The sequence below is a fragment of the Mesorhizobium sp. M0698 genome, assembly GCF_040320455.1.
Classification (GTDB): domain Bacteria; phylum Pseudomonadota; class Alphaproteobacteria; order Rhizobiales; family Rhizobiaceae; genus Mesorhizobium.
This window is the reverse complement of sequence record NZ_JAMYPQ010000001.1, coordinates 392,790-414,590: the sequence shown is the minus strand read 5'-3', so window position 1 is coordinate 414,590 and position 21,801 is coordinate 392,790. Positions and strand designations below refer to the sequence as shown.

General features: G+C 65.8%; 20 protein-coding genes, 1 tRNA gene and 1 riboswitch. Of the genes, 18 read left to right on the top strand and 3 right to left on the bottom strand.

Annotated features, from left to right (window positions below; translation table 11 throughout):
- Positions 1 to 225 precede the first annotated feature (225 nt).
- From NKI16_RS02115 to NKI16_RS02080, 8 genes are all read left to right on the top strand, one after another.
- Positions 226 to 1,425 carry a winged helix-turn-helix domain-containing protein gene (locus NKI16_RS02115; protein WP_023676632.1) on the top strand — a complete coding sequence of 400 codons (1,200 nt, stop codon included), beginning with the start codon at positions 226 to 228 and terminating at the stop codon, positions 1,423 to 1,425.
- 29 nt (positions 1,426 to 1,454) lie between these two features.
- Positions 1,455 to 1,658, top strand: a riboswitch (cobalamin riboswitch).
- A gap of 38 nt (positions 1,659 to 1,696) precedes the next feature.
- Entirely contained in the window at positions 1,697 to 2,131 is a 435-nt protein-coding gene (locus NKI16_RS02110; RefSeq protein WP_023676633.1) for a DUF1636 family protein, read from the top strand.
- The gene (gene cobW, locus NKI16_RS02105) at positions 2,128 to 3,168 is read left to right on the top strand and encodes a cobalamin biosynthesis protein CobW (protein WP_023676634.1); all 1,041 of its coding nucleotides are present in this window, start codon (positions 2,128 to 2,130) and stop codon (positions 3,166 to 3,168) included. The genes NKI16_RS02110 and cobW overlap by 4 nt, the downstream gene beginning before the upstream one ends.
- An 18-nt stretch (positions 3,169 to 3,186) precedes the next feature.
- Positions 3,187 to 6,834, top strand: a complete 3,648-nt coding sequence (locus tag NKI16_RS02100) for a cobaltochelatase subunit CobN (RefSeq protein ID WP_023676635.1) — start codon at positions 3,187 to 3,189, stop codon at positions 6,832 to 6,834.
- Positions 6,831 to 8,300 carry a precorrin-3B synthase gene (cobG, locus tag NKI16_RS02095; RefSeq protein ID WP_023676636.1) on the top strand — a complete coding sequence of 490 codons (1,470 nt, stop codon included), beginning with the start codon at positions 6,831 to 6,833 and terminating at the stop codon, positions 8,298 to 8,300. Before NKI16_RS02100 ends, cobG begins: the two co-directional genes overlap by 4 nt.
- Positions 8,297 to 8,944, top strand: coding sequence for a precorrin-8X methylmutase (locus NKI16_RS02090; protein ID WP_502897549.1), 648 nt, complete (start codon positions 8,297 to 8,299; stop codon positions 8,942 to 8,944). Before cobG ends, NKI16_RS02090 begins: the two co-directional genes overlap by 4 nt.
- On the top strand, positions 8,941 to 9,699 hold the full coding sequence (locus NKI16_RS02085) for a precorrin-2 C(20)-methyltransferase (protein ID WP_023676638.1): 759 nt from the start codon (positions 8,941 to 8,943) through the stop codon (positions 9,697 to 9,699). Before NKI16_RS02090 ends, NKI16_RS02085 begins: the two co-directional genes overlap by 4 nt.
- Complete coding sequence (locus tag NKI16_RS02080; RefSeq protein ID WP_023676639.1) at positions 9,696 to 10,460, top strand: precorrin-3B C(17)-methyltransferase; 765 nt, start codon at positions 9,696 to 9,698, stop codon at positions 10,458 to 10,460. The genes NKI16_RS02085 and NKI16_RS02080 overlap by 4 nt, the downstream gene beginning before the upstream one ends.
- Here the strand turns inward: NKI16_RS02080 and NKI16_RS02075 are convergent.
- Positions 10,424 to 11,206 (bottom strand): cobalt-precorrin-6A reductase, encoded by a 783-nt coding sequence (locus NKI16_RS02075; RefSeq protein ID WP_023676640.1) that lies wholly within the window; start codon positions 11,204 to 11,206, stop codon positions 10,424 to 10,426. The genes NKI16_RS02080 and NKI16_RS02075 overlap by 37 nt on opposite strands.
- Before the next feature lies 1 nt (position 11,207).
- Between NKI16_RS02075 and NKI16_RS02070 the strand changes: the two genes are divergently transcribed.
- Genes NKI16_RS02070 through NKI16_RS02035 form a run of 8 tightly spaced genes read left to right on the top strand, consistent with a single transcriptional unit; the run spans position 11,208 to position 18,260 of the window.
- Positions 11,208 to 12,449, top strand: a complete 1,242-nt coding sequence (locus tag NKI16_RS02070) for a bifunctional cobalt-precorrin-7 (C(5))-methyltransferase/cobalt-precorrin-6B (C(15))-methyltransferase (protein ID WP_023676641.1) — start codon at positions 11,208 to 11,210, stop codon at positions 12,447 to 12,449.
- The gene (locus NKI16_RS02065; protein ID WP_023676642.1) at positions 12,446 to 12,826 is read left to right on the top strand and encodes a cobalamin biosynthesis protein; all 381 of its coding nucleotides are present in this window, start codon (positions 12,446 to 12,448) and stop codon (positions 12,824 to 12,826) included. Before NKI16_RS02070 ends, NKI16_RS02065 begins: the two co-directional genes overlap by 4 nt.
- Positions 12,823 to 13,587 (top strand): precorrin-4 C(11)-methyltransferase, encoded by a 765-nt coding sequence (gene cobM, locus NKI16_RS02060; RefSeq protein WP_023676643.1) that lies wholly within the window; start codon positions 12,823 to 12,825, stop codon positions 13,585 to 13,587. The genes NKI16_RS02065 and cobM overlap by 4 nt, the downstream gene beginning before the upstream one ends.
- Positions 13,584 to 14,390: a uroporphyrinogen-III C-methyltransferase gene (gene cobA, locus NKI16_RS02055; protein WP_023676644.1), complete on the top strand. Its 807-nt coding sequence runs from the start codon at positions 13,584 to 13,586 to the stop codon at positions 14,388 to 14,390. Before cobM ends, cobA begins: the two co-directional genes overlap by 4 nt.
- Positions 14,387 to 15,700, top strand: a complete 1,314-nt coding sequence (locus tag NKI16_RS02050; RefSeq protein ID WP_023676645.1) for a cobyrinic acid a,c-diamide synthase CobB — start codon at positions 14,387 to 14,389, stop codon at positions 15,698 to 15,700. The genes cobA and NKI16_RS02050 overlap by 4 nt, the downstream gene beginning before the upstream one ends.
- A complete protein-coding gene (gene cobS, locus NKI16_RS02045; RefSeq protein ID WP_023676646.1) occupies positions 15,697 to 16,458 on the top strand; it encodes an adenosylcobinamide-GDP ribazoletransferase in 762 nt (253 codons plus the stop codon). Before NKI16_RS02050 ends, cobS begins: the two co-directional genes overlap by 4 nt.
- Positions 16,459 to 16,482: 24 nt before the next feature.
- Positions 16,483 to 17,493 (top strand): nicotinate-nucleotide--dimethylbenzimidazole phosphoribosyltransferase, encoded by a 1,011-nt coding sequence (gene cobT, locus NKI16_RS02040; RefSeq protein WP_023676647.1) that lies wholly within the window; start codon positions 16,483 to 16,485, stop codon positions 17,491 to 17,493.
- Positions 17,494 to 17,519: 26 nt separating this feature from the next.
- A complete protein-coding gene (locus NKI16_RS02035) occupies positions 17,520 to 18,260 on the top strand; it encodes a hypothetical protein (protein WP_023676648.1) in 741 nt (246 codons plus the stop codon).
- A gap of 101 nt (positions 18,261 to 18,361) precedes the next feature.
- Here NKI16_RS02035 and NKI16_RS02030 read toward each other — a convergent pair.
- Positions 18,362 to 18,437, bottom strand: a tRNA-Lys gene (locus NKI16_RS02030).
- Between the two features lie 344 nt (positions 18,438 to 18,781).
- A complete protein-coding gene (locus NKI16_RS02025) occupies positions 18,782 to 19,687 on the bottom strand; it encodes a PhzF family phenazine biosynthesis protein (protein WP_352623931.1) in 906 nt (301 codons plus the stop codon).
- Positions 19,688 to 19,798: 111 nt separating this feature from the next.
- On the opposite strand from NKI16_RS02025, the gene NKI16_RS02020 reads away from it, so the two are divergent.
- Together NKI16_RS02020 and NKI16_RS02015 are read left to right on the top strand one after the other, a co-directional pair.
- Entirely contained in the window at positions 19,799 to 21,091 is a 1,293-nt protein-coding gene (locus NKI16_RS02020) for an efflux RND transporter periplasmic adaptor subunit (protein WP_023676650.1), read from the top strand.
- Positions 21,092 to 21,093: 2 nt separating this feature from the next.
- Positions 21,094 to 21,801 carry an ABC transporter ATP-binding protein gene (locus NKI16_RS02015; RefSeq protein ID WP_031211754.1) on the top strand — a complete coding sequence of 236 codons (708 nt, stop codon included), beginning with the start codon at positions 21,094 to 21,096 and terminating at the stop codon, positions 21,799 to 21,801.

Below are 21,801 nucleotides of genomic sequence, written 5' to 3'. Positions count from 1 at the left end.
GCGGCGAGGGTTAGCGCAGCGCTTTCGGCGAAGCAAGTCAAACCTTGTTCAAATCGCGGTGCTGGACGGCATATCCGGGAAAACTGGTCCGATCCGCTCCTGTTTGATTTCCTTCACTTTTTACTCCACTTTTCTCTCCTGACATGGATGCCGCCAAAACCCTGCTAGCATGGCACGGAATCGCAGGTCATTTTCTCTGTCTAAAATCGTCCGGATGCCGCCTTCATGAAGGAAAGAATCTCGCTTGCCACGGCCCGTCGCATTGCGCTCGCGGCACAGGGATTCAATGACCCGCGCCCCACCGGCACGCCTGACCGCCGGCATCTGGCCCGGGTGCTTGCCCGTACCGGCCTGCTGCAGATCGATTCCGTCAGCGCCGTGGTGCGCGCCCATTATATGCCTCTTTATTCGCGGCTTGGCCCTTACAAGCTGGCGTTGCTCGACAACGCCGCGGTAACGCGCAAGCGCATGGTCTTCGAATATTGGGCGCATGAAGCCTCGTTCTTGCCGGTCGAGACCTATCCGCTGATGCGCTGGCGCATGCAGCGGGCCGAACGCGGCGACGAAATGTACAGCGGACTGGCCAAATGGGGTCGCGAGCACGCCGCCTATATCGAAGACATCTATCGCGAGGTCGCCGAACGAGGCCCGATCGCAGCGTCGGCTTTCGAAGGGCAGAAGGGTTCGGGCGGCTGGTGGGGCTGGAGCCATGCCAAGCACGCCTTCGAATGGCTGTTCTGGGCCGGCCGCATCACCACGGCGCATCGCCGCGGCTTCGAACGGTTCTACGATCTGCCGGAGCGCGTATTGCCGCCGGCGGTACTCGCGCTACCGATTCCCTGTCCCGAGGATGCTCACCGCGAATTGCTGCGCATCTCGGCCCGCGCCCACGGCATCGCCACGGCAGGAGACCTGCGCGACTATTTCCGGCTCTCGCCCGCCGACATCAAGGGCCGCATCGAGGAGTTGGTCGAGGCCGGCGACCTGTTGCCGGTGAGCGTCGAAGGCTGGAGCAAAACAGCCTATCTCCACAAGGACGCCCGTTTGCCGCGCAAGATCGAGGCGCGCGCCTTGCTCGCGCCGTTCGATCCTGTCGTCTTCGAGCGGTCGCGCACCGAGCGGTTGTTCGACTTCCACTACCGCATCGAGATCTACACGCCGGCCGAAAAGCGCCGGTATGGCTATTATGTGCTGCCATTCCTGCTCGGCGACAGCATCGTCGGGCGCGTCGACCTCAGGGCCGACCGCCCGGCCGGTGTGTTGCGCGTCCACGCCGCCTATGCGGAGCCCGGCGCCCCGCCACAAACCGCAGCCGCCCTTTTCGAGGAATTGAAGCAGATGCAGGGCTGGCTCGGCCTGGAACGCATCGAGGTGACCGCTGCCGGCGACCTCGGCCGGCCGCTCGCGGATATCGCCGCGTCATAGACGTGCGTTGACACGACTGGCTCCACAAGCCTAAATCCGTTCCAGACGGTCCCCTGCCCGCAACGGCAGGGGCCAAGAGGGAATGCGGTGCGAAATCTCGATTTCAAATCCGCGGCTGTCCCCGCAACTGTAAGCGACGAGCCAAGGCCGAAAACCACTGGGATATTCCCGGGAAGGCGGCACCCAGGCGATGACCCGCGAGCCAGGAGACCTGCCGTCTAGGACATAAGAATCCGATCGCCTGGCGGGTTTTCCGGGCAAGGAGCCTGATTTGGAACGCGACAGCAGTTTTCCGGCTGAGACAGCGGATTTATTGTCCGGCCATGGTGATTCCCCGGCCGGCGTTACCGTCATCGTCTGCTCGTCCTGCCGTGACGAGACCGGTTCGGACGCTCATCCGCGCGCCGGCGAACTGCTCGCAGAGGACACGCGCCGCGCCGCTTCCAGCGAAAACATCAAAATCCGCACCGTCGAATGCCTCGGCAATTGCAAGCGCCGGCTCAGCGCGGCCATGCTGCGCGACGGCTGCTGGAGTTACGTCTTCGGTGATCTGACCACGACCAGCGGGGCCGATCTCGTCACCGGGGCAAAGCTGTTCGCCACCGCGACGGATGGGCTCATTCCATGGCGCGGCCGTCCCGATTGCCTGAAGCGCGGCCTGGTTGCCCGCATCCCTCCCCTTGACGTTTTGAAGGACCTGACATGACCGCTGCCTCCCTTTCGCGCGTTCCCTGCACCGTGGTCACCGGCTTTCTCGGCGCCGGCAAGACGACGTTGATCCGCCATTTGCTCGAAAACGCCAAAGGCAAGCGCCTGGCCATCATCGTCAACGAGTTCGGCGACATCGGCATCGACGGCGAGATTCTGAAGGGCTGCGCCATCGACACCTGCCCCGAGGAAAACATCGTCGAGCTGGCCAATGGTTGCATCTGCTGCACCGTCGCCGATGATTTCGTCCCGGCGCTGGACCAGATCCTGTCGCTGACGCCGAGGGTCGACCACATCCTGATCGAGACATCCGGCCTTGCTTTGCCCAAGCCGCTGGTCCAGGCCTTCCAGTGGCCGTCCGTGAAAAGCCGCGTCACGGTCGATGGCGTCATCGCCGTCGTCGACGGGCCGGCGCTGGCTGATGGCCGCGTAGCCAACGACATGGACGCCCTGCAGGCCCAGCGCGCGCAGGACGAGACGCTCGACCATGACGATCCGGTCGAGGAAGTGTTCGAAGACCAGCTCGCCTGCGCCGACCTGATCATCCTGTCGAAGAGCGACCTGATGGACACAGCCGGCGCGGCCCGCGCCAATGCCGTGATCGGAAAGCATGTTGCGCGGGCGGTGAAGATCGTACCGACTTCGCAAGGCAAGGTCGACCCGTCGGTGCTGCTCGGCCTCGGCCTCGCCGTCGAGGACGACATCGAGAATCGCAAGACCCACCACGACGACGAGCTCGACCACGAACATGACGATTTTGACTCGTTCGTCATCGACATCGCGTCTGTGTCCAACCCGGACGAGCTCGCACAACGGGTCGCCACGGCGGCGGAGGAAGAAAACGTGTTGCGCGTCAAGGGTTTCGTCGAAGTCGGCGGCAAGCCGATGCGGCTCCTGCTGCAGGCCGTCGGTCCGCGCGTCAACCACTATTACGACCGCGCCTGGACCGCTGAAGACGACCGCCGCTCGCGCCTGGTCGTCATCGGCCTGAAAGGGCTGAACCGCCCGGCCATCGAGCGTATCCTCGCCGGCTGACCCCAGGCACGAGCCGCGATGCACATCCTCACCACCACATCCGCCTCGCTCGACGATCTCGCCGAGCCCGTCGATCTCAGGCAAACGCCTGCGGATGTCGTGGCGCTGTCCTTCACCGACAGCGACCTGGCCGGGCTGGCGGCGGCGTGGAAGGCAGATGCGCACCGCCTGCCGTCGATGCGGCTCGCCGCCTTGCGCGACCTGCGCCATCCGATGTCCGTCGACCTGTGGATCGACAGCGTCGCCCGCCACGCCAAGGTCATTCTGGTCCGCATCCTCGGCGGCTATGACTGGTGGCGCTATGGCTGCGACCAGCTCGCCGTTATCGCGCGAAATCGCGGTATCAAGCTGGCGCTCCTACCGGGCGAGAGCCACGACGAGGATTTGCGACTGATCGAAGGCTCGACGCTGCCGCGCGAGGAGTTGGACGCCCTGCTTGGCTATTTCCGCGAGGGCGGGCCGGCAAATATGACGGCGCTGGTGCAGAGGCTGGCAAGTCTCGCTGGATCGGGTGCGGCGGTAGCCGAACCTGTTAGCGTGCCAAAGGCGGGATTTTACGAGCCGGGACTGGGGGTAGTAGAACGCGGCGTCCCCCTCCCCCTCGAGGGGAGGGTCCGGCCGCAGGCCGGGGGTGGGGTCCTCTCCGAAGCGCGCCTACACAAAACGTCGCGCACTGCCGTGACGACCGCACCCGGCCCTGCGGGCCACCCTACCCTCGAGGGGAAGGGGGACGTCGTGCCAATTCTCTTCTACCGTTCGATGCTGCTCGCCGCCGATGTCGCGCCCATCGACGCGCTTTTCGAAGCCCTGCGCCACCGCGGCATGGCTCCCGTGCCTCTGTTCGTCTCCAGCCTCAAGGACCCGGCGTCGCTCGCCTTTGTCGAAACCGCGCTCGCAACCCTGAAGCCTGCCGCCATCATCACCGCCACAGCTTTCGCCTCGGGTGCCGAGCCCGGTGTCGAAACCCTGTTCGACCGCGCCGGCGTGCCGGTGTTCCAGGTCATCGTCGCGACCACCCGCCGCGACATCTGGCAAACCAATCAGCGCGGCCTGGCGCCCGCCGACCTTGCCATGCATGTCGTCCTGCCCGAGCTCGACGGCCGCATCCTGGCCGGCGCCATTTCATTCAAGAGCGAAAGCGAAACCGACCCGGCGCTGGCCTTCCGCGCCTTCGCCAACCGGCCTGAGCCCGACCGCGTGGCGCAAGTGGCGAACCGTGTCGAGGCCTTCGTGCGCCTGCAGCGGACGCCGCGTGCGGAGCGCAAGCTCGCCATCCTGATCCCCGACTATCCGAGCGCCCCCGGTCGCACCGGCTACGCGGTTGGTCTCGACGTGCCGTCCAGCGTGCTGGCAATGCTGCACGACCTGAGCGAACAGGGCTACGCCGTTGAAAGGATTCCGCAAACGCCGCGCGAGTTGCTAGAGGTGCTGGAAAAGGACAGCCAAGGGTTGGCCCTACACGACTATCAGACCTTTTCGAAGGAATTGCCTGCAGCGGCAATCGCTGCGGTAGAGGCGGCTTGGGGGAATGCGGCAGATGAGACAAGTTTGTGCGAGGCACCCCCCTCTGTCCTGCCGGACATCTCCCCCTCAAGGGGGGAGATTGGCAGTTTCGCCGACGGCTCTCTCTCAACATCCTTGGTGATTGGCGAAAGCAGAGACAACAGCGCAATCTCCCCCCTTGAGGGGGAGATGTCCGGCAGGACAGAGGGGGGTGTTCAGGCGCCTAGCGCCGCAAAATTCGCCTTCCGCGCAGCCACCTTCGGCAACGTCACCGTGGCACTCGCACCTGACCGCGGGCGCTCAGCCGACCGCCGCGCCGACTATCACGACCCGACGCTGCCGCCGCGCCATGCGCTGGTCGCCTTTGGCCTCTGGCTGCGCAAGTCGCTCGGCATCCATGCAATTGTCCATGTCGGCGCCCACGGCACGCTGGAGTGGCTGCCCGGCAAGACCGTGGCGCTCAGCGAAAACTGCTTTCCCGAGATAGTCACCGGTCCCCTGCCCGTCATCTATCCCTTCATCGTCTCCAACCCGGGAGAGGCAGCGCAGGCCAAGCGGCGCATTGCCGCCGTCACGCTCGGCCATCTGCCGCCGCCGCTGACCGGCGCCGGGCTGGACGAAAACCAGCACAGGCTTGAACGACTGGTTGACGAATATGCCCAGGCCGACGGGCTCGACCGCCGCCGCCGCGACCGCCTGGCGAAGCTGATCGTCGAGACGGCGGAAAAGACCGGCCTCGCCTCAGAGGCAGGCGTCGCCAGGACCGACGCAGCCGACGAGGCTTTGCGCCGCATCGACGCCTGGCTCTGCGATCTCAAGGATTTCGCCATCAAGGACGGCCTGCACATTTACGGCCGCGCGCCGGAAGGCGAGGCTGATCCGTTGCGGCGGCAAAGTGCGGCAGCTGAAAAAACCGCGCTGCTTGCCGCCCTCGATGGCCGCCACGTCGCTGCCGGTCCGGCCGGTGCGCCGGCGCGTGGCCGGAGCGATGTGCTGCCCACCGGCCGCAATTTGTTTACCGCCGACCCGCGCACCATGCCGACGCCGACCGCCTATGATCTGGGCAAGATGGCAGCGGAAGAAGTGGTCCGCAGCTACATGCAATCGCATGGCGACTGGCCGCGCTCGCTGGTCATCGACCTGTGGGGCTCGGCCTCGCTGCGCACCGGCGGTGAGGAGATCGCGCAAGGCCTGGCGCTAATGGGCTGCCGGCCGCAATGGGATTCCGCCACCGGCCGCATCACCGGCATAGATGTGCTGCCGCCGGCAACACTCGGCCTTCCGCGCATCGATGTCACCTGGCGCATATCGGGCCTGTTCCGCGACATGTTCCCGACCCAGATCGCGCTGATCGACGCCGCGGCCAACGCGGTGGCGACCCGCGACGAGGACGATTCGGAAAACCCGCTCGCCGCTAGGACCCGCATCGACGGCAAGATCGGCCCGCGCATTTTCGGCACCTCGCCGGGCACTTACGGCGCGGGCGTCGAGGACTTGTTGTCGAGCGGCGACTGGGCCGCGCGCGAAGAGATCGGCCGCACCTATCTCGCCGCCACCTCGCACGCCTATGGCGGCTCCGAGGGCAAAGGCATTTCGGCGCCCGGCGCGTTCGAGGATCGCCTCGCCGAGGCCGACCTTCTGGTTCATAGCGGCGACGACCCCGGCCGCGACATCCTCGAAGGCTCGGCCGACGTCGCCTTCATCGGCGGCTTTTCGGCAGCACTTGCCGCGCTCGGCAAAAACGCCGACGTGATCGTGCTCGACACCACGGACCCGCAAAGACCGAAGCCGCGCTCGGTTGGTGAGGCCGTATCCCGGGTAGTTCGCGCCCGCGCGGTCAACCCGCGCTTCATCGCCGGCCAGATGCGTCATGGCCCGCGCGGCGCCTCGGAATTCGCCGAGACGGTCGACCGGCTTGTCGGCTTTGCTGAGACTACCCATGCCATATCGGGCACGCTGATCGAGGCGATGCACGACGCCTATCTTGGCGACCCCGTGGTGCGCGCCTTCATACTGCGCGAGAACCCGGCGGCGGCGAAGGTGATTGCCGAGCGTTTGCTGTCGGCACGGCGGCGCGGGCTCTGGCATCCGCTGCGCAATTCGATCGATGACGATCTCGCCGCACTGATTGCCGAAGCGCAAGCTCTGGGAGTGGCGGCATGAACGCTTTCTCGCGCCGTGGCGCCTGCCCTGCCTTGTCCGCGCCGATGCAGACCGGCGACGGGCTGCTGGTGCGGCTCAATCCGGTCGCTGGAGGACTGTTGCCGAAATCGTTGATCGGACTCTGCGAATCTGCCTTGCGCCATGGCAACGGTATCATGGAAGTGACCGCCCGCGGCAGCCTGCAGATCCGCGGCCTGACGTCGGCAAGCGCGCGGCTGCTGGCGATGGAGGTCGATGCGCTCGGCATCGCGGTGCGCACCGGCGTGCCGGTCGAGACCGGCCCGCTGGCCGGGCTCGACCAGGAGGAGATAGCCGACCCGCGCCCAATGGCGCAGCGGATTCGGGCGGCAATTGAGGACGCCGGTGTTACGCAACGGCTTGGCCCGAAGGTGTCGGTGATTGTTGACGGCGGCGGGCAGCTGACAATGGATGCGGTTACGGCCGATGTCAGGCTGGTCGGGGTGCGGGCCGCCGACGGAATTAAGTGGCGGGTATCGCTCGCCGGAGATGCGCAGGGTGCCACGCCGCTGGCGATGTCCGAGGAAGATGCGGCTTGTGACATCGCCGTCGCCATTCTCAGGATGGTTGCCGAAAAGGGCCGCGATGCCCATGCGCGGGATTTGACGGCGAGGCAGCTGAGATCTCTCGCAAGTTGGCGATCCGTCGCGCCCCCCTCTGTCCTGCCGGACATCTCCCCCACAAGGGGGGAGATCGGCAGCTTCGCCGGCGGCTTCCCCCCAGCACCTTCGGCGATTGGCGAAATCGGAGACGAAGGCGCAATCTCCCCCCTAGAGGGGGAGATGTCCGGCAGGACAGAGGGGGGCGCGAAGGATCGCCGGCCCATCGGAGTTTTCGATCTGGCAGCCGGCAGTACCTCCCTCGGCATCGGCCTGCCGTTCGGCAGCATACCAGCGCAAAAACTTATCGATCTCACCCAATACGCCCTCATCCTCGGCACCACCGAAATCCGTCTGGCGCCGGGTCGCACGCTGCTTTTGCTTGGCCTCTCCCCAGCCGCATGTCTTTCACTCCAGAAAACCGCCGCAACCCTCGGCTTCGTCACCGACGCAGCCGATCCGCGCACCAGGATCGCCGCCTGCCCGGGTGCTTCCGCCTGTGCCTCGGGCCGCATCGCGACACGCAACATCGCCGAGACCATCGCCGTGGAAGACCGCGATATCCTCGATTCCTCGCTGACGCTGCACATCTCCGGCTGCGCCAAGGGTTGCGCCCATCCCGGTCCGGCGGCGCTGACCCTGGTCGGTGGCGAAAACGGAGCCGGACTTGTCGTGGACGGGACGGCAAAGGCATTGCCCGCCGGATACAGGCCGGGCTACGACGCCGCGCACGGCATCGGCCGCGTTGCAGCGATGATCCGCAGCGCACGACATCCCGGCGAAACCGCTACCGCCTGCCTGGCGAGGCTCGGCGCGGCCGGCATCACCGAAATCTATCGACAGGAATGAGCATGCCCGCCCAGAACGCCTACGACTACATCCGTGACGGCACGGCGATCTACGAGCGCTCCTTCGCCATCATCCGCGCCGAGGCCGACCTGTCGCGCTTTTCCGAAGCCGAGGCCGACGTCGCCATCCGCATGATCCATGCCTGCGGCCAGGTCGACGCTTGCAGGCACTTCGTTTTCTCGAGCGATTTCGTTGCCGCGGCGCGCACGGCGCTGGGGGCCGGCGCGCCGATCTTCTGCGACGCGCAGATGGTCGCGCATGGCGTCACGCGCGCCCGGCTTCCGGCCGGCAACGAGGTGATCTGTACGCTGCGCGATCCGCGGACGGCCGACATCGCGAAAAAGATCGGCAACACCCGCTCGGCCGCGGCGATCGACCTGTGGGGCGAGCGCATGGCCGGTTCGGTCGTCGCCATCGGCAATGCGCCGACAGCCCTTTTCTATCTGCTGGAAAAGCTGCGCGACGGCGCCCCGAAGCCGGCGGCGATCATCGGTATGCCGGTCGGGTTTGTCGGCGCCGCCGAATCGAAGGATGCGCTGGCCGAAAATTCCTATGGCGTGCCTTACGCCATCGTGCGCGGCCGGCTGGGCGGCAGCGCCATGACCGCCGCCGCGCTCAACGCTTTGGCGAGGCCGGGCCTATGAATGCGATTGCAAAAGGCAGGCTTGTCGGCGTCGGCACCGGACCCGGCGACCCGGAACTCTTGACGCTGAAGGCAGTGCGCGCGCTGGCCGAGGCCGATGTCGTCGCGCATTTCGCTAAGCGCGGCAACAACAGCAACGCCCGGGCCATCGTCGAAACCCATTTTCGCTCCGATTTGATTGAACTGCCGCTGCTCTATCCGGTGACGACCGAAATCGACAAGGATCACAGCGATTACCGCTCGCAGATCACCGATTTCTACGAGGAATCGGCCGAAAAGGTCGCCGCGCACCTCAGCGCCGGCAGGATGGTCGCTGTGCTTTCGGAAGGCGACCCGCTTTTCTACGGCTCCTACATGCATCTCCATGTCCGGCTGGCGCACCGCTTCCCGACCGAAGTCATTCCCGGCATCACCGCCATGTCCGGCTGCTGGTCGGCGACCGGCCTGCCGATCGTCCAGGGCGACGACGTACTGACCGTATTGCCCGGCACAATGAGCGAATTCGAGCTGATGCGCCGCCTCGCCGACACCGACGCCGCCGTGATCATGAAGGTCGGCCGCAACCTGCCCAAGATCAGGCGCGCGCTGGAGGCAACCGACAAGCTGGCGCGGGCCATCTATGTCGAGCGCGGCACCATGCCGGGCGGTGTCTCGATGCGGCTTGCCGACAAAAAGGATGGCCAGGCGCCTTATTTCGCCATCGTGCTGGTGGCCGGCTGGTCGGGCCGGCCAAACGCATTGAGAGCCGAAGCATGAGCGGCCGCCTCACCGTCATCGGCCTCGGGCCCGGCGGCGCCGACCAGGTGACGCCGGAGGCAAGCCGCGCCGTTGCCGAGGCAAAATTCTTCTATGGCTACAAGCCTTATCTTGACCGGCTCGATCTGCGCCCCGACCAGATTCGCGTCGCTTCCGACAATCGCGAGGAACTCGCGCGCGCCAAGGACGCGCTGCTGAAGGCTGCGGAAGGCCACGATGTCGCCGTCGTGTCGGGCGGCGATCCCGGCGTCTTCGCCATGGCCGCGGCCGTCTGCGAGGCGATAGAGGCGGGCCCACCCGAATGGCGCGCGGTCGACATCGCCATCGTGCCCGGTATCACCGCCATGCTCGCCGTCGCCGCCCGCATCGGCGCGCCGCTCGGCCATGATTTCTGCGCCATCTCGCTGTCCGACAATCTGAAGCCGTGGGACCTGATCGAGCTACGCCTGCTGGCGGCAGCCGGAGCCGGCTTCGTAATCGCGCTCTATAACCCGATCAGCAAGGCGCGCCCATGGCAGCTAGGCCGCGCGTTCGAATGCCTTGCTGCGATCCTGCCCGGCACCACGCCGGTGATCTTCGGCCGTGCCGCCGGCCGTCCCGACGAGCGCATCGAGGTTTTTCTGCTGGCCGACGCCGATGCCGCGAAGGCCGACATGTCGACCTGCATCATCATCGGCTCGCCGGAAACCAGGATCATCAAGCGGGGTGACAAGGCCGCGCTGGTCTACACGCCGCGTTCGGCAGCTGGCCCAAGAACATGACCGACCAGAAAATGATCGACCATCTCGGCAAGAGATTCGACGGTCTCAGCCGACGTGACGTCCGGCAGCGCCGGCCTGCGGATCATCACCACCTCGATTCCCAGCGCTCGCGCCGCCGCGATCTTGCCGTAGGTCGCCTCGCCGCCGCTGTTTTTGGAAACAACGACTTCGATGTGGTGTTGCAGAAGCAGTGCATGTTCGTCGACTTCCCGAAACGGCCCGCGCGCCAAGAGATAGCTCGCGTCGGGCACAGCGAGCCTGGGCTCGACCGGGTCGACACTGCGGATGTGATAATGATGCTGGGGAGCGGCCTTGAAGGCAGCGACCTCCTGTCGCCCGAGCGCCAGGAACACGCGGCGCGGCACCGATCCCAAAGCCGTCACCGCGCTGGCAACGGTGTCGACCAACATCCAGCGATCACCTTCGACCGCCTCCCATCCGGGACGCCTGAGCGCAACGATAGGCACGCCGGTCATGCGCGCTGCTTCCGCCGCATTGGCGGAGATTCGCGCCGCATAGGGATGCGTGGCGTCGATCAGCAGGTCGATCTTGTTCTGGCGGAGATACGCCGCCAGCCCGGCGGCACCGCCGAAGCCGCCGACCCGCACCGGCACCCCCTGCGCGGCCGGGTTTTCGGTGCGGCCGGCCAGCGACAGTATGACCGAAATATCCGCGCGCGCGGCCAGCTTTCCGGCCAGTTGCCGGGCTTCGGTGGTTCCGCCGAGGATCAGAATGCGGTGGGTCATCATGCCTGCTGAAGCTCCGCGCGGCGCCAAGCTCACCTCAAAGTGGCTCACGATCATCGGCATCGGCGAGGACGGTGTAGCGGGTCTCGGCGACGAGGCCAAGCGGCTGATCGCGGAGGCCGAATTCGTCTTCGGCGGCAAGCGCCATCTTGCCCTCGTCGCGTCGCTCGCCAAAGGTGAAGCGCGCGCCTGGCCGACACCTTTCGATGCCGAGCTGCGCGACGTGCTGGCGCTCTCCGGCAGACGCGTCTGCGTGCTGGCCTCCGGCGATCCCTTCTACCACGGTGTCGGCGTCACCCTCGCCCGCAAGGTCGCGGCAGAGGGTATGCGGGTGATCCCCGCGCCCTCGGCCTTTTCGCTGGCCGCCGCCCGCCTTGGCTGGCCGCTGCAGGATATCGAGACCGCCTCGCTGCATGGTCGCTCGCTCGACCTGATCCGGCCGTTGCTGCATCCTTGCACCCGCATTCTCGCGCTGACCTCGGACAGCGATGCACCGGGAGCGATTGCCCGTCTCATGACCGAACTTGGCTTCGGCGCTTCGCGGTTGACGGTGCTGGAGGCGCTGGGTGGGCCGAACGAAAGGCTGCGCTCGGCGAGCGCCGGCACTTTCGATCTCGAAAAGATCAACCCGCTCAACGTGCTCGCGATCGAAGTTGAATCGACTTCGCAAGCACGGATCCTGTCGCTCGCCGCCGGACTTGCCGATCACCTGTTCGAGCATGACGGCCAGATCACCAAGCGCGAAGTGCGCGCCGTCACCCTGTCCGCTCTCGCGCCAAGGCGCGGCGAACTGCTGTGGGACATCGGTGCCGGATCGGGCTCCATCGGCATCGAATGGATGCTGGCGCATCCCTCCATGCGCGCCATTGCCGTTGAGGCCGATCCGGCCCGCGCCACCCGCATCCGACGCAACGCCGCGGCCTGCGGCGTTCCCGGTCTCACCGTCGTCGAAGGTTCGGCACCGCAAGCGCTTGCCGGGCTGGAGACGCCCGCGGCGATCTTTATCGGCGGCGGCGGCAGCGATGCCGGCGTGCTGGAAGGAGCCATCGATGCCTTGCCTGCCGGCGGCCGCCTCGTCGCCAATGCGGTGACCCTGGAGATGGAGGCGCTGCTGCTTTCCCGTCACGCCGCGCTCGGCGGCCAGCTCACCCGCATCGCTGTATCCCGTGCTTCGCCGGTCGGTTCGATGCAGGCGTGGCGGCCGGCTATGCCGGTCACTCAATGGAGCTGGGTGAAGCCATGATGGTCGCGGGCATCGGCAGCCGCAAAGGCGTCAGCGCGCGCGACGTGCTTGCCGCGGTAGAAACCGCCCTGGAAGCGCACGGGCTTGCCCTGCCCGCGCTTTCAGCCCTCGCGACCGCGTCTCTCAAGCAGGATGAAGCGGCAATCTTCGCCGCCGGACGCGAACTCCGCCTTCCGGTGATCGTCGTCGAACAGGATGAACTCAAAGCCGCATCTACGACCAGCCGTTCCGACCTATCGCAGGAGCATGCCGGCACGCCGTCGGTTTCCGAAGCCTCGGCGCTTGCCGCCGCCGGCAAAGGCGCAAAACTGCTCGGGCCGCGCACCGTGCTCGGTGCTGTCACTTGCGCCATCGCCATCAGCGGAGATGCGGCATGACCGTTCACTTCATCGGTGCCGGCCCGGGTGCTGCCGACCTCATCACCTTGCGCGGCAGCCGCCTGCTCGGCAGTTGTCCCGTCTGCCTCTATGCCGGATCGATCGTCGCGCCGGAGCTGTTGCAGCACTGCGCGCCCGGAACGAGGTTGATCGACACCGCGCCGATGTCGCTCGACGAGATCGAGGCAGAATATCTGGCCGCCCACGCGGCCGGCAATGATGTCGCCCGCCTGCATTCCGGCGATCTTTCGGTGTGGAGCGCCGTTGCCGAGCAGATCCGCCGGCTGGAAAAGCACGGCATTCCTTACACGCTGACGCCGGGCGTGCCGTCCTTCGCCGCTGCGGCGGCAGCGCTGCGCCGCGAGCTGACCATTCCAGAAGTCGCGCAAAGCCTGGTGCTGACCCGCATCTCCGGCCGCGCCTCGCAAATGCCTCCCGACGAAACGCTGGCCGGCTTTGGCCGCACCGGCGCCACGCTGGCCATCCACCTTGCCATCCACGCTATCGACCGGATCGTCGCCGAACTGACGCCGTTCTATGGCGCCGATTGCCCGGTGGCGGTCGTCTTCCGTGCTTCCTGGCCGGACGAGCGCGTGCTGACCGGCACGCTGGCCACCATCGAGGCGCAACTGGCCGCCGATCCGATGGAACGCACGGCAATCATCTTCGTCGGCCGCTCGCTGGCGGCGGAGGGCTTTGGCGAAAGTTCACTGTACGACGCGCACTACCAGCGACGCTTTCGCGGACGGGACGGATTGTGAGCGGCAGCAACAGAAACACTACGGTCGAGCAGGCGCTCACCCGGCTCAACTTCAAGCCGCGCCAGCTTGAGCCCGGGCATGTCTGGCTGGCCGGCGCCGGCCCTGGCGATCCCGGCTGCCTGACGCTGGAAGTGCTGGCCGCCCTCGGACAGTGCGACGCGCTGGTTTATGACGCGCTGGTCTCGCCAGAAGTCGTCGCTGTCGCCGAGGGCGCGGAACTGTTCTATGCCGGCAAACGCGGCGGCAAGCCGTCGATGAAGCAGGACGACATCACCGCTCTGCTGGTCCGGCTGGCGCGCGCGGGCCGGCGCGTCGTCAGGCTGAAGGGCGGCGACCCCTATATTTTCGGGCGTGGCGGCGAAGAGGCGCTGGCGTTGGCCGGGGAAACTATCCCGTTCCGCATCCTGCCTGGCCTGACGTCCGGCCTCAGCGCGCTGGCCGCGACCGGCATTCCCGGCACCATGCGCGGCATCAACAAGGCGCTGATCCTGGCGACCGGCCATGCCGCCGGCACCGATGATGATCTCGACTGGGCGGCAATCGCCCGCACCGGCCAGCCGGTGGTCGTCTATATGGGTATGGCCAACCTGCCGCTGATCGCCGCTTCGTTGCTCGAGGGCGGCCTGCCGTCTTCGACGCCCGCCGCGGTCATCGTTGCCGCGACGACGCCGCAGGAGCGTATCGTCGTCGCCACGCTCGCCACGATTGCCGAGGAAACGGCCGCAGCCGGCTTGACCTCGCCGGCGCTGATCGTCGTCGGCGGTATTGTCGGGATGCGCGCGGCACTGGCGGGTGAGTCATGACCCGCGCCATCATCATCGGCGCGCCGCGCTCGGGCTCGGGCAAGACCAGCGTCACCATCGGCATTTTGCGCGCACTTGCCCGGCGCGGCCTGAAAGTGCGCGGCGCCAAATCCGGCCCGGACTATATCGATCCCGGCTTCCACACCGCAGCCACTGGCCTGTCCGGTGTCAATCTCGACAGTTGGGCAATGCCGCCCGCCCTGCTCAACGCACTGGCCGGCGAAGCGACCGAAGATGCCGATTTTATCTTTCTCGAAAGCGCCATGGGCCTGTTCGACGGGATCCCTGCTGCTCCAGGCCGTTCCGGCTCGGCTGCCGACCTTGCCCGGCTTTACGGCCTGCCGGTGCTGCTTGTGCTCGATGTCTCCGGTCAGTCGACCACGGCAGCGGCCGTCGCCAGGGGATTTGCCACCTATGACCCGGATGTACGCATGGCCGGGGTCGTGCTCAACCGGCTGGGCAGCGAGCGCCACCGCCGGCTATGCGGCGATGCCATCGAGGCACTCGGCCTGCCTGTCGTCGGCGCCATCCTGCGCGATCCCTCGCTCAACCTGCCCGAGCGCCATCTCGGCCTCGTCCAGGCCGGCGAATATGAGAATCTGATGGCGCATCTCGACCGGCTGGCCGACATGGTCGAGCGGTCGCTCGACCTCGACTCCATTATGGCGCTGGCGGCGCCATTCACGCCCGCGCCGGGCAATTTCGACGACGGGCTGCCGCCGCCCGGCCAGCGCATCGCATTGGCCGAGGACGCCGCCTTCACCTTCCTCTATCCGCACGTTGCCGCGCATTGGCGCAAGGCCGGCGCCGAGATCGTTCCGTTCTCGCCGCTCACCGATGAGGCGCCAGGCGACGATTGCGATGTCTGCTGGCTGCCCGGCGGCTATCCCGAGCTTCATGCCGGCCGCCTCGCGGCCGCGGCGAATTTCAGGGCCGGCATGGCGCGGTTCGCCGGCACGCGGTCGGTGCACGGCGAGTGCGGCGGCTTCATGGTGTTGGGCGAAGCGCTCGAGGACGCGTCGGGCGAGACGCATCGGATGCTTGGCCTCCTCGGCCATTTGACCAGCTTCGCCAAGCGCAAGATGAATCTCGGCTACCGCGAGGCGCGGCTGCGGTCCGGCTGTCCGCTCGGCAGCCAAGGCACGCTGATCCGCGGCCACGAATTCCACTACGCGCAGATGATTGCGACCGGCAATGACGAGCCGCTGGCCGACCTCGCCGACGGTCAAGGAAATCCGCTCGGCGCCTCGGGCTACCGGCGCGGCAATGTCAGCGGCACGTTCTTCCATGCCATTGCGAGGGGCGCATGAACGTCTCGCAACGGCAGCTTACCGACGACATCGCGCTTTGCCTCGTCTTCTTTACCCGGCTGCCGCTGCCGAGAGCCGACTTCCGTGGCCGCAGCCTTGCCGCTGCGATCTGGGCTGCACCCGTTGCCGGTCTCGCCGTCGCTCTGGCCGGTGCGCTGGTCTACGCCGTCGGGACGAGGCTCGGCCTTGCCGAGGGTCCTGCTGCAGCGCTGACCCTTGCCGCGATCTTGCTCGCTACCGGCTGCCTGCATGAGGACGGGCTTTCGGACGTGGCCGACGGCTTTGGCGGCGGCAAGACGCGCGGCAGGAAATTGGAGATCATGCGCGACAGCCGCATCGGTGCCTACGGCGCTTGTGCACTTGCTGTCTCGCTGCTGATCCGCTGGAGCGTGCTCTCTGGATTCGCCGGCCCGGCTCATGTCTTCTGGGCTCTCATTGCAGCGCATGCGGCCTCGCGCGGCCTGCTCGGCGCCTTCATGCACCTGCTGCCGCCGGCCCGCGCCGACGGCCTCTCGGCCGATGCAGGCACCGTCTCCACTGAAACCGCTGGTATCGGTGCCGTGCTCGGCGCCGTCGCGCTGCTGGCGCTTGGGTTCAGTGCTGCCATGTTCGCGCTCATCCTGCTTGCGTTCTTGTTTGCCGCATTTCGAGCGCTTTGCCTCAACCAGATCGGCGGCCAGACCGGCGACACCGTCGGCGCCCTGCAGCAGCTCGGCGAGATCGCAATCCTGCTCGTCGCTTCCGTTTCCCTGTCTTGACTCTGTTTCGGAGATTTTGCCCCCATGCCTTTCAAATCGCTCGATGAACTGCGCGCCGCCTGCCTCGACCTGCACAGCGGCAGCGACGCCGCGGCCAACGCCGTCGCCCACCGCCAGGACACGCTGACCAAGCCGCAAGGCAGCCTCGGCCGGCTGGAGACAGTAGCCGCCTGGCTGGCGCGCTGGCAGGGCCGCGACATACCAAAGCTCGACCGCGTCAAGGTTTTCGTCTTTGCCGGCAACCACGGCGTCACCGCGCAAGGCGTGTCGGCCTTCCCGTCGGAGGTCACCGTGCAGATGGTGGCGAATTTCGCCGGCGGCGGCGCCGCCATCAACCAGCTTGCCCGCATCGCCGGCGCGGAGCTGGACGTCATCCCGCTCGACCTCGACCGTCCGACCGGCGACTTCACGCAAGAGCCGGCGATGGACGACGAAGCCTTCCTCGCCGCCGTCTCGGCAGGCTACGACGCGATCAGCAGGGATCTCGACCTTGTATGTTTCGGCGAAATGGGCATCGGCAACACCACGCCGGCGGCGGCCATCTCGACCGCGCTGTTCGGCGGCGGCGCGGAGCGATGGACAGGGCGTGGCACCGGCGTCGACGACGCCGGCCTCGTGCGCAAGATCGTCGCCATCGAGGCCGGCCTGAAGCGCCACGCCCCGGCGCTAGCCGACCCCCTGAAGGTAGCGGCAGCCCTCGGCGGCCGCGAGCTCGCGGCGATCCTTGGTGCGACGCTAGCTGCGCGCCACCTGGGCGTCCCGGTGCTGCTCGACGGCTTCGTCTGCACCGCCGCCGCCGCACCTTTGGCAGCGCTGCACCCTGCTGGCCTCGCTCACACCATGGCCGCTCACGTCTCAGCTGAATCCGGCCACCGCCGCCTGCTCGAAGCGCTCGGCCTGCCACCCTTGCTCGACCTCGGCATGCGGCTCGGTGAAGGCTCCGGCGCCTGCCTCGCCGTCAACATTGTTCGTTCAGCGCTCGAATGCCATGCCCGCATGGCAAGCTTTGCTGAGGCTGGTGTTTCGGAGAAGTAAGGCGGAGCCAAGCGCGGATCGCGTTGATGAACAAACTCTCACAGATTTTCGGAGACCCCAAACAGGGGCTTCGCGATATTCTTGCTCGGATCATCAGAGATTTCGATAGCAAGAGCGGCGCTTTTGCCGGGCTGAAATACAATTCCCCGTGGATACGCGCCACCGAAGATTGGGCAGAGCGATCGGGCCATACGGTCGAAGAGCTGTGCGAGATGATTTCTCAATGCCGGATTTCGGTTCGCTCTGGGAATCCGACGAATCCGCCAATCATCCAAATTTTTGAAGATCTTCGCAGTGCTGCGGAAGAGTGGAGAACAGAGACAGGTTACAGTGATCCGCCCATCCATCTGACCCCGGAATTGACGAAATTCCCTAATCGCAAAGAACTGAAAGCCCATACCCTGAAGGTATGGAGTTCTTTGGGATTGGCGAGGCAATGGCATAGCTATGATGCCAAGGACCTTAGGTTCTGCGGAATTTTTGAGGACAGATTTGGTCACAATGTTACAGTCAGAATGACCTTTAAGCTTGGATATGGTGGGGCGATTCGGCTGGATTTTCACTTTTCTTACTACGCAGACGGTGAACCTACATTCTTTGAACTGGGCGGTCTCTCGGGCGAGGCGCTATTCCATGCACTTCGACTGCCCAGGCATCCTGAACTCGAATGGATCGCAAGCAAGAGCAAAACAAACTTCGATGCCGTCGACGGCGTGATAGCCATAACGCGAGCAATCCTGACCTATCTGAAGCCCACTATCCAATAGTCGGGCGAGTCAGCTAGCCGCTTGCCGACATGTGCGACGGGCAAAAGCTGTCTCGCGCCGCGGCTCGATGTAAGGTCTTTCCACCAAATCCCGGAGATTTTTGGTGGGTGCGCACAGGATTGAACTGTGGACCCGCTGATTAAGAGTCAGCTGCTCTACCAACTGAGCTACGCACCCACTCGGCCGGTAAAACCGGCGTTGGCGGGCATATAGCCGCCGACATCCGCCATGTCCAGCCCTGCCGATTCATTTCCCGACAAATCGCACCGGGGGTCTCGTCATCCCTGGGCGGAGCGAACGCGAAGCGGAGCGCAGACCCTGGGATCCATGCCGTTACAGTCGTCGAAGAACGCAGCGACGCGGATTAGCATCCGTCCGCAAATGAGCAGAAGACGGCGGCTCGTTGAAGTCCAGCTTGCACCGTCGGCGCATTGCCGTCCGGTCACGGCATGGATCCTATGGTCTTCGCGACGTCGCTTCGCTCCTGGTCCGCCCTAGGATGACGAAACGTAAGGGTAGGATCAGACAAAAAGCCTGCCTTCAGCCACCTTCACCGCATGGCCGCCAATGCGGGCGGCCGCCAGTTTGCCGCCTTCGACATTCAGTTCGAGGCGAATGCGCGAAGGCCGGCCCATCTCCAGCCCCTGCTCGATCCACAGTTGTGAAACACCGTCGGTCGGGCCGTCGAAATGCATGATCGCGCCGGCGAAGGCGGCCGCCGCTGAGCCGGTCGCCGGGTCTTCGTAGGACGGATTGCCGGGCACCATCATGCGGACATGGAAGGCGCTGTCGTGATGCACCGTCTCGCGGCAATAGACATAGGGGCTGGCGAAGGCCCAATCGCTCTTGCGTGGTGCAAGCTCCGACCACGCCTGGTTGTCCAGCCTGATCCGGGCGGCCGCCTCCAGATTGGCGACGGGGATGGTCACGTAGGGCACGCCCGCCGACCAGAACGAAACGCGGTGGTTCTCGAAGCCGATCTCGTGCGGCCCAAGGCCAAGGGCCGCGCCGATCGCCTCGGGATCGGCCGACAATGCCAGCTGCGCCGGCAGTTTCGCCAGGTCGAACTCGGCAAAGGTCGAACCGTCGTGCTTGCTGACAGCGCAGCGCACCGGACCGATATTCTCCTCGAGCACGAAGATGCCGGCGGCCTCTCCCGCCATTTCGGCGAGCGCTATCGCCGAGCCGACGGTTGGGTGGCCGGCGAACGGCATTTCATAGTCGGGCGTGAAGATACGGATGCGGGCCCGGTGCTTCGGGTTGTCCGGCGGCAGCAGGAAGACGGTTTCGGACAGGTTGAACTCGCGCGCCACCGCCTGCATCGCCGCAACGTCCAGCCCATCACAGTCGAGCACGACGGCCAGCGGATTGCCGGCCAGCCGGTTGGTGGTGAATACGTCGTAAAGCAAGTAATTCCGCGGCTGCATCTCAGTAAGTCCTCTGCCTCATTCCAAACATGAGCGAAATTTAATTTGAATTTTGAACCATAAGGCCTGATTTGTGCACCGATGGGATATCACTGAACATAGGGGTCTGGCGTGGACCAGATTGTCAATCTGCCAAAGACGGAATCCGCTTCCGCCATCGAGACGGCGCTCGGGCTCGACCACCAGGGCCTGAAGACAAAACGCCGTCGCGGTTGGCTTTACGCAGTGTTCGCACTGCTTGCCGTCGCCGCGAGTGTCGTCGGCTACCAGTGGTATGCGGGCTCGCCCGCCAAGATCGAGTATACCACGACACTGGCCGCCATGGCCGACCTTACCGTCGCGGTTTCGGCTACCGGCACGCTGCAGCCTCTCACCCAGGTCGATATTTCCAGCGAACTCTCCGGCGTCGTCCGCTCGGTTTCAGTCAACGAGAACCATCTGGTGAAGAAGGGCGATGTGCTGGCCGCGCTCGACACCGCAAAGCTGGAGGTGCAGATCGAGCGCGCCCAGGCCTCCGCCAAGGCAGCGGCGGCGAGCGTCGAGGACGCCACCGTGACCGTGGCCGAAAACGAAAAGGGCCTGGTGCGCGCGGTACAACTCACCAAGCGCGGCATGGCGACGGACCAGTCGCTTGAAGCGGCAACCGCCACCCGCGACCGCTCGAAGGCGGCGCTTGATATCGCCAAAGCCAACCTCGCCATGGCCAATGCCGATCTCAAGGCGCAGCAGACGGATCTTGCCAAGAGTACCATCTACGCTCCGATCGATGGCATCATATTGACGCGCTCGGTCGACCCCGGCCAGACGGTCGCCTCCTCGCTGCAGGCGCCGGTGCTGTTCGTCATCGCCGCGGATTTGAAGAACATGGAACTGAAAGCTGCGGTCGACGAGGCCGATATCGGCGCAGTAAAACCTGGCCAGCATGCGCGCTTCACCGTCGACGCTTTTCCTGAACGGCCATTCGACGCCGAGATCCGGGACATTTCCTATGCCTCGGTCACCACCGACGGCGTCGTCACTTACGATGCAAGGCTGGATGTCGACAATAGCGAGCTTCTGTTACGGCCCGGCATGACTGCCACCGTCTCGGTCGTCACCAAGCAGGCCAAAAACGTGCTCACCGTGCCATCGATCGCCTTCCGCTACCGGCCGGCGCAGACGGCGGACCGCGGCTGGAGCCTCACCGACCTGTTCACCGGCCGCATGGGGCGCCCGGGCGGCAACCGCCAGCGGCAGGCGGCGACGAAGCCCATCGACGGCTCGCGCACGCTCTACGTGCTGGAGAATGGCCGGCCGCATCCGGTCAACGTCAGGGTCGGCTCGACAGATGGCGAACTGACCGAAATCGTTTCCGGCCTGGAGGAAGGCGCGCAAGTCATTACCGCCTCGCAGCAGCGGAGCTGATCGTGGCATCGGGCGCGACCCTCATCGGCTTCGACAAGGTCTGGAAAAGCTATGGCCAGGGCGAAGCCCGGGTGCACGCGCTGGCCGGCGTCGACCTCGCCATCAGGCGCGGCGAATTCGTCGCCATCATGGGCCCGTCCGGTTCGGGCAAATCTACGGCCATGAACATCATTGGCTGCCTCGACACGCCGACTGCTGGGACCTACAGCTTCGAAGGCATCGATGCCGGCCGTCTCGACCGCAACCGCCGTGCTCAGCTGCGCAATCTCTATGTGGGCTTCGTCTTCCAGGGCTATAATCTCTTGCCGCGCACTACGGCGGCGGAGAATGTCGAACTGCCGCTGATCTACCGCGGCGTTGGTGCCCGCGAGCGTCGCGGCCTTGCCATGCAGGCGCTTGCCGAGGTCGGCCTTGTCGGCCGCGAGCATCATACGCCAGCCGAGCTGTCCGGCGGCCAGCAGCAGCGCGTGGCGATCGCCCGCGCCATCGTCACCAGGCCGACGCTGCTCGTTGCCGACGAGCCGACCGGCAATCTCGACACCGCACGCACGCACGAGATCATGGAACTCCTGACGCAATTGAATACCGAACTCGGCTTGACGATCGCCATGGTCACGCACGAAGCCGACGTTGCCGGCTATGCCCAGCGCACGATCCGTTTCCTCGATGGCCATGTCGCCTTGGACACAGCCAATCTCGAGATGGCCTAG

Excerpts from the sequence above, each read along its gene's own strand:
- NKI16_RS02115 (WP_023676632.1), top strand. The coding sequence starts at position 226 with ATGAAGGAAAGAATCTCGCTTGCCACGGCCCGTCGCATTGCGCTCGCG.
- cobW (WP_023676634.1), top strand. The coding sequence starts at position 2,128 with ATGACCGCTGCCTCCCTTTCGCGCGTTCCCTGCACCGTGGTCACCGGC.
- NKI16_RS02100 (WP_023676635.1), top strand. The coding sequence starts at position 3,187 with ATGCACATCCTCACCACCACATCCGCCTCGCTCGACGATCTCGCCGAG.
- cobG (WP_023676636.1), top strand. The coding sequence starts at position 6,831 with ATGAACGCTTTCTCGCGCCGTGGCGCCTGCCCTGCCTTGTCCGCGCCG.
- NKI16_RS02090 (WP_502897549.1), top strand. The coding sequence starts at position 8,297 with ATGAGCATGCCCGCCCAGAACGCCTACGACTACATCCGTGACGGCACG.
- NKI16_RS02085 (WP_023676638.1), top strand. The coding sequence starts at position 8,941 with ATGAATGCGATTGCAAAAGGCAGGCTTGTCGGCGTCGGCACCGGACCC.
- NKI16_RS02080 (WP_023676639.1), top strand. The coding sequence starts at position 9,696 with ATGAGCGGCCGCCTCACCGTCATCGGCCTCGGGCCCGGCGGCGCCGAC.
- NKI16_RS02075 (WP_023676640.1), bottom strand. The coding sequence starts at position 11,206 with ATGACCCACCGCATTCTGATCCTCGGCGGAACCACCGAAGCCCGGCAA.
- NKI16_RS02070 (WP_023676641.1), top strand. The coding sequence starts at position 11,208 with ATGCCTGCTGAAGCTCCGCGCGGCGCCAAGCTCACCTCAAAGTGGCTC.
- NKI16_RS02065 (WP_023676642.1), top strand. The coding sequence starts at position 12,446 with ATGATGGTCGCGGGCATCGGCAGCCGCAAAGGCGTCAGCGCGCGCGAC.
- cobM (WP_023676643.1), top strand. The coding sequence starts at position 12,823 with ATGACCGTTCACTTCATCGGTGCCGGCCCGGGTGCTGCCGACCTCATC.
- NKI16_RS02050 (WP_023676645.1), top strand. The coding sequence starts at position 14,387 with ATGACCCGCGCCATCATCATCGGCGCGCCGCGCTCGGGCTCGGGCAAG.
- cobS (WP_023676646.1), top strand. The coding sequence starts at position 15,697 with ATGAACGTCTCGCAACGGCAGCTTACCGACGACATCGCGCTTTGCCTC.
- cobT (WP_023676647.1), top strand. The coding sequence starts at position 16,483 with ATGCCTTTCAAATCGCTCGATGAACTGCGCGCCGCCTGCCTCGACCTG.
- NKI16_RS02035 (WP_023676648.1), top strand. The coding sequence starts at position 17,520 with ATGAACAAACTCTCACAGATTTTCGGAGACCCCAAACAGGGGCTTCGC.
- NKI16_RS02025 (WP_352623931.1), bottom strand. The coding sequence starts at position 19,687 with ATGCAGCCGCGGAATTACTTGCTTTACGACGTATTCACCACCAACCGG.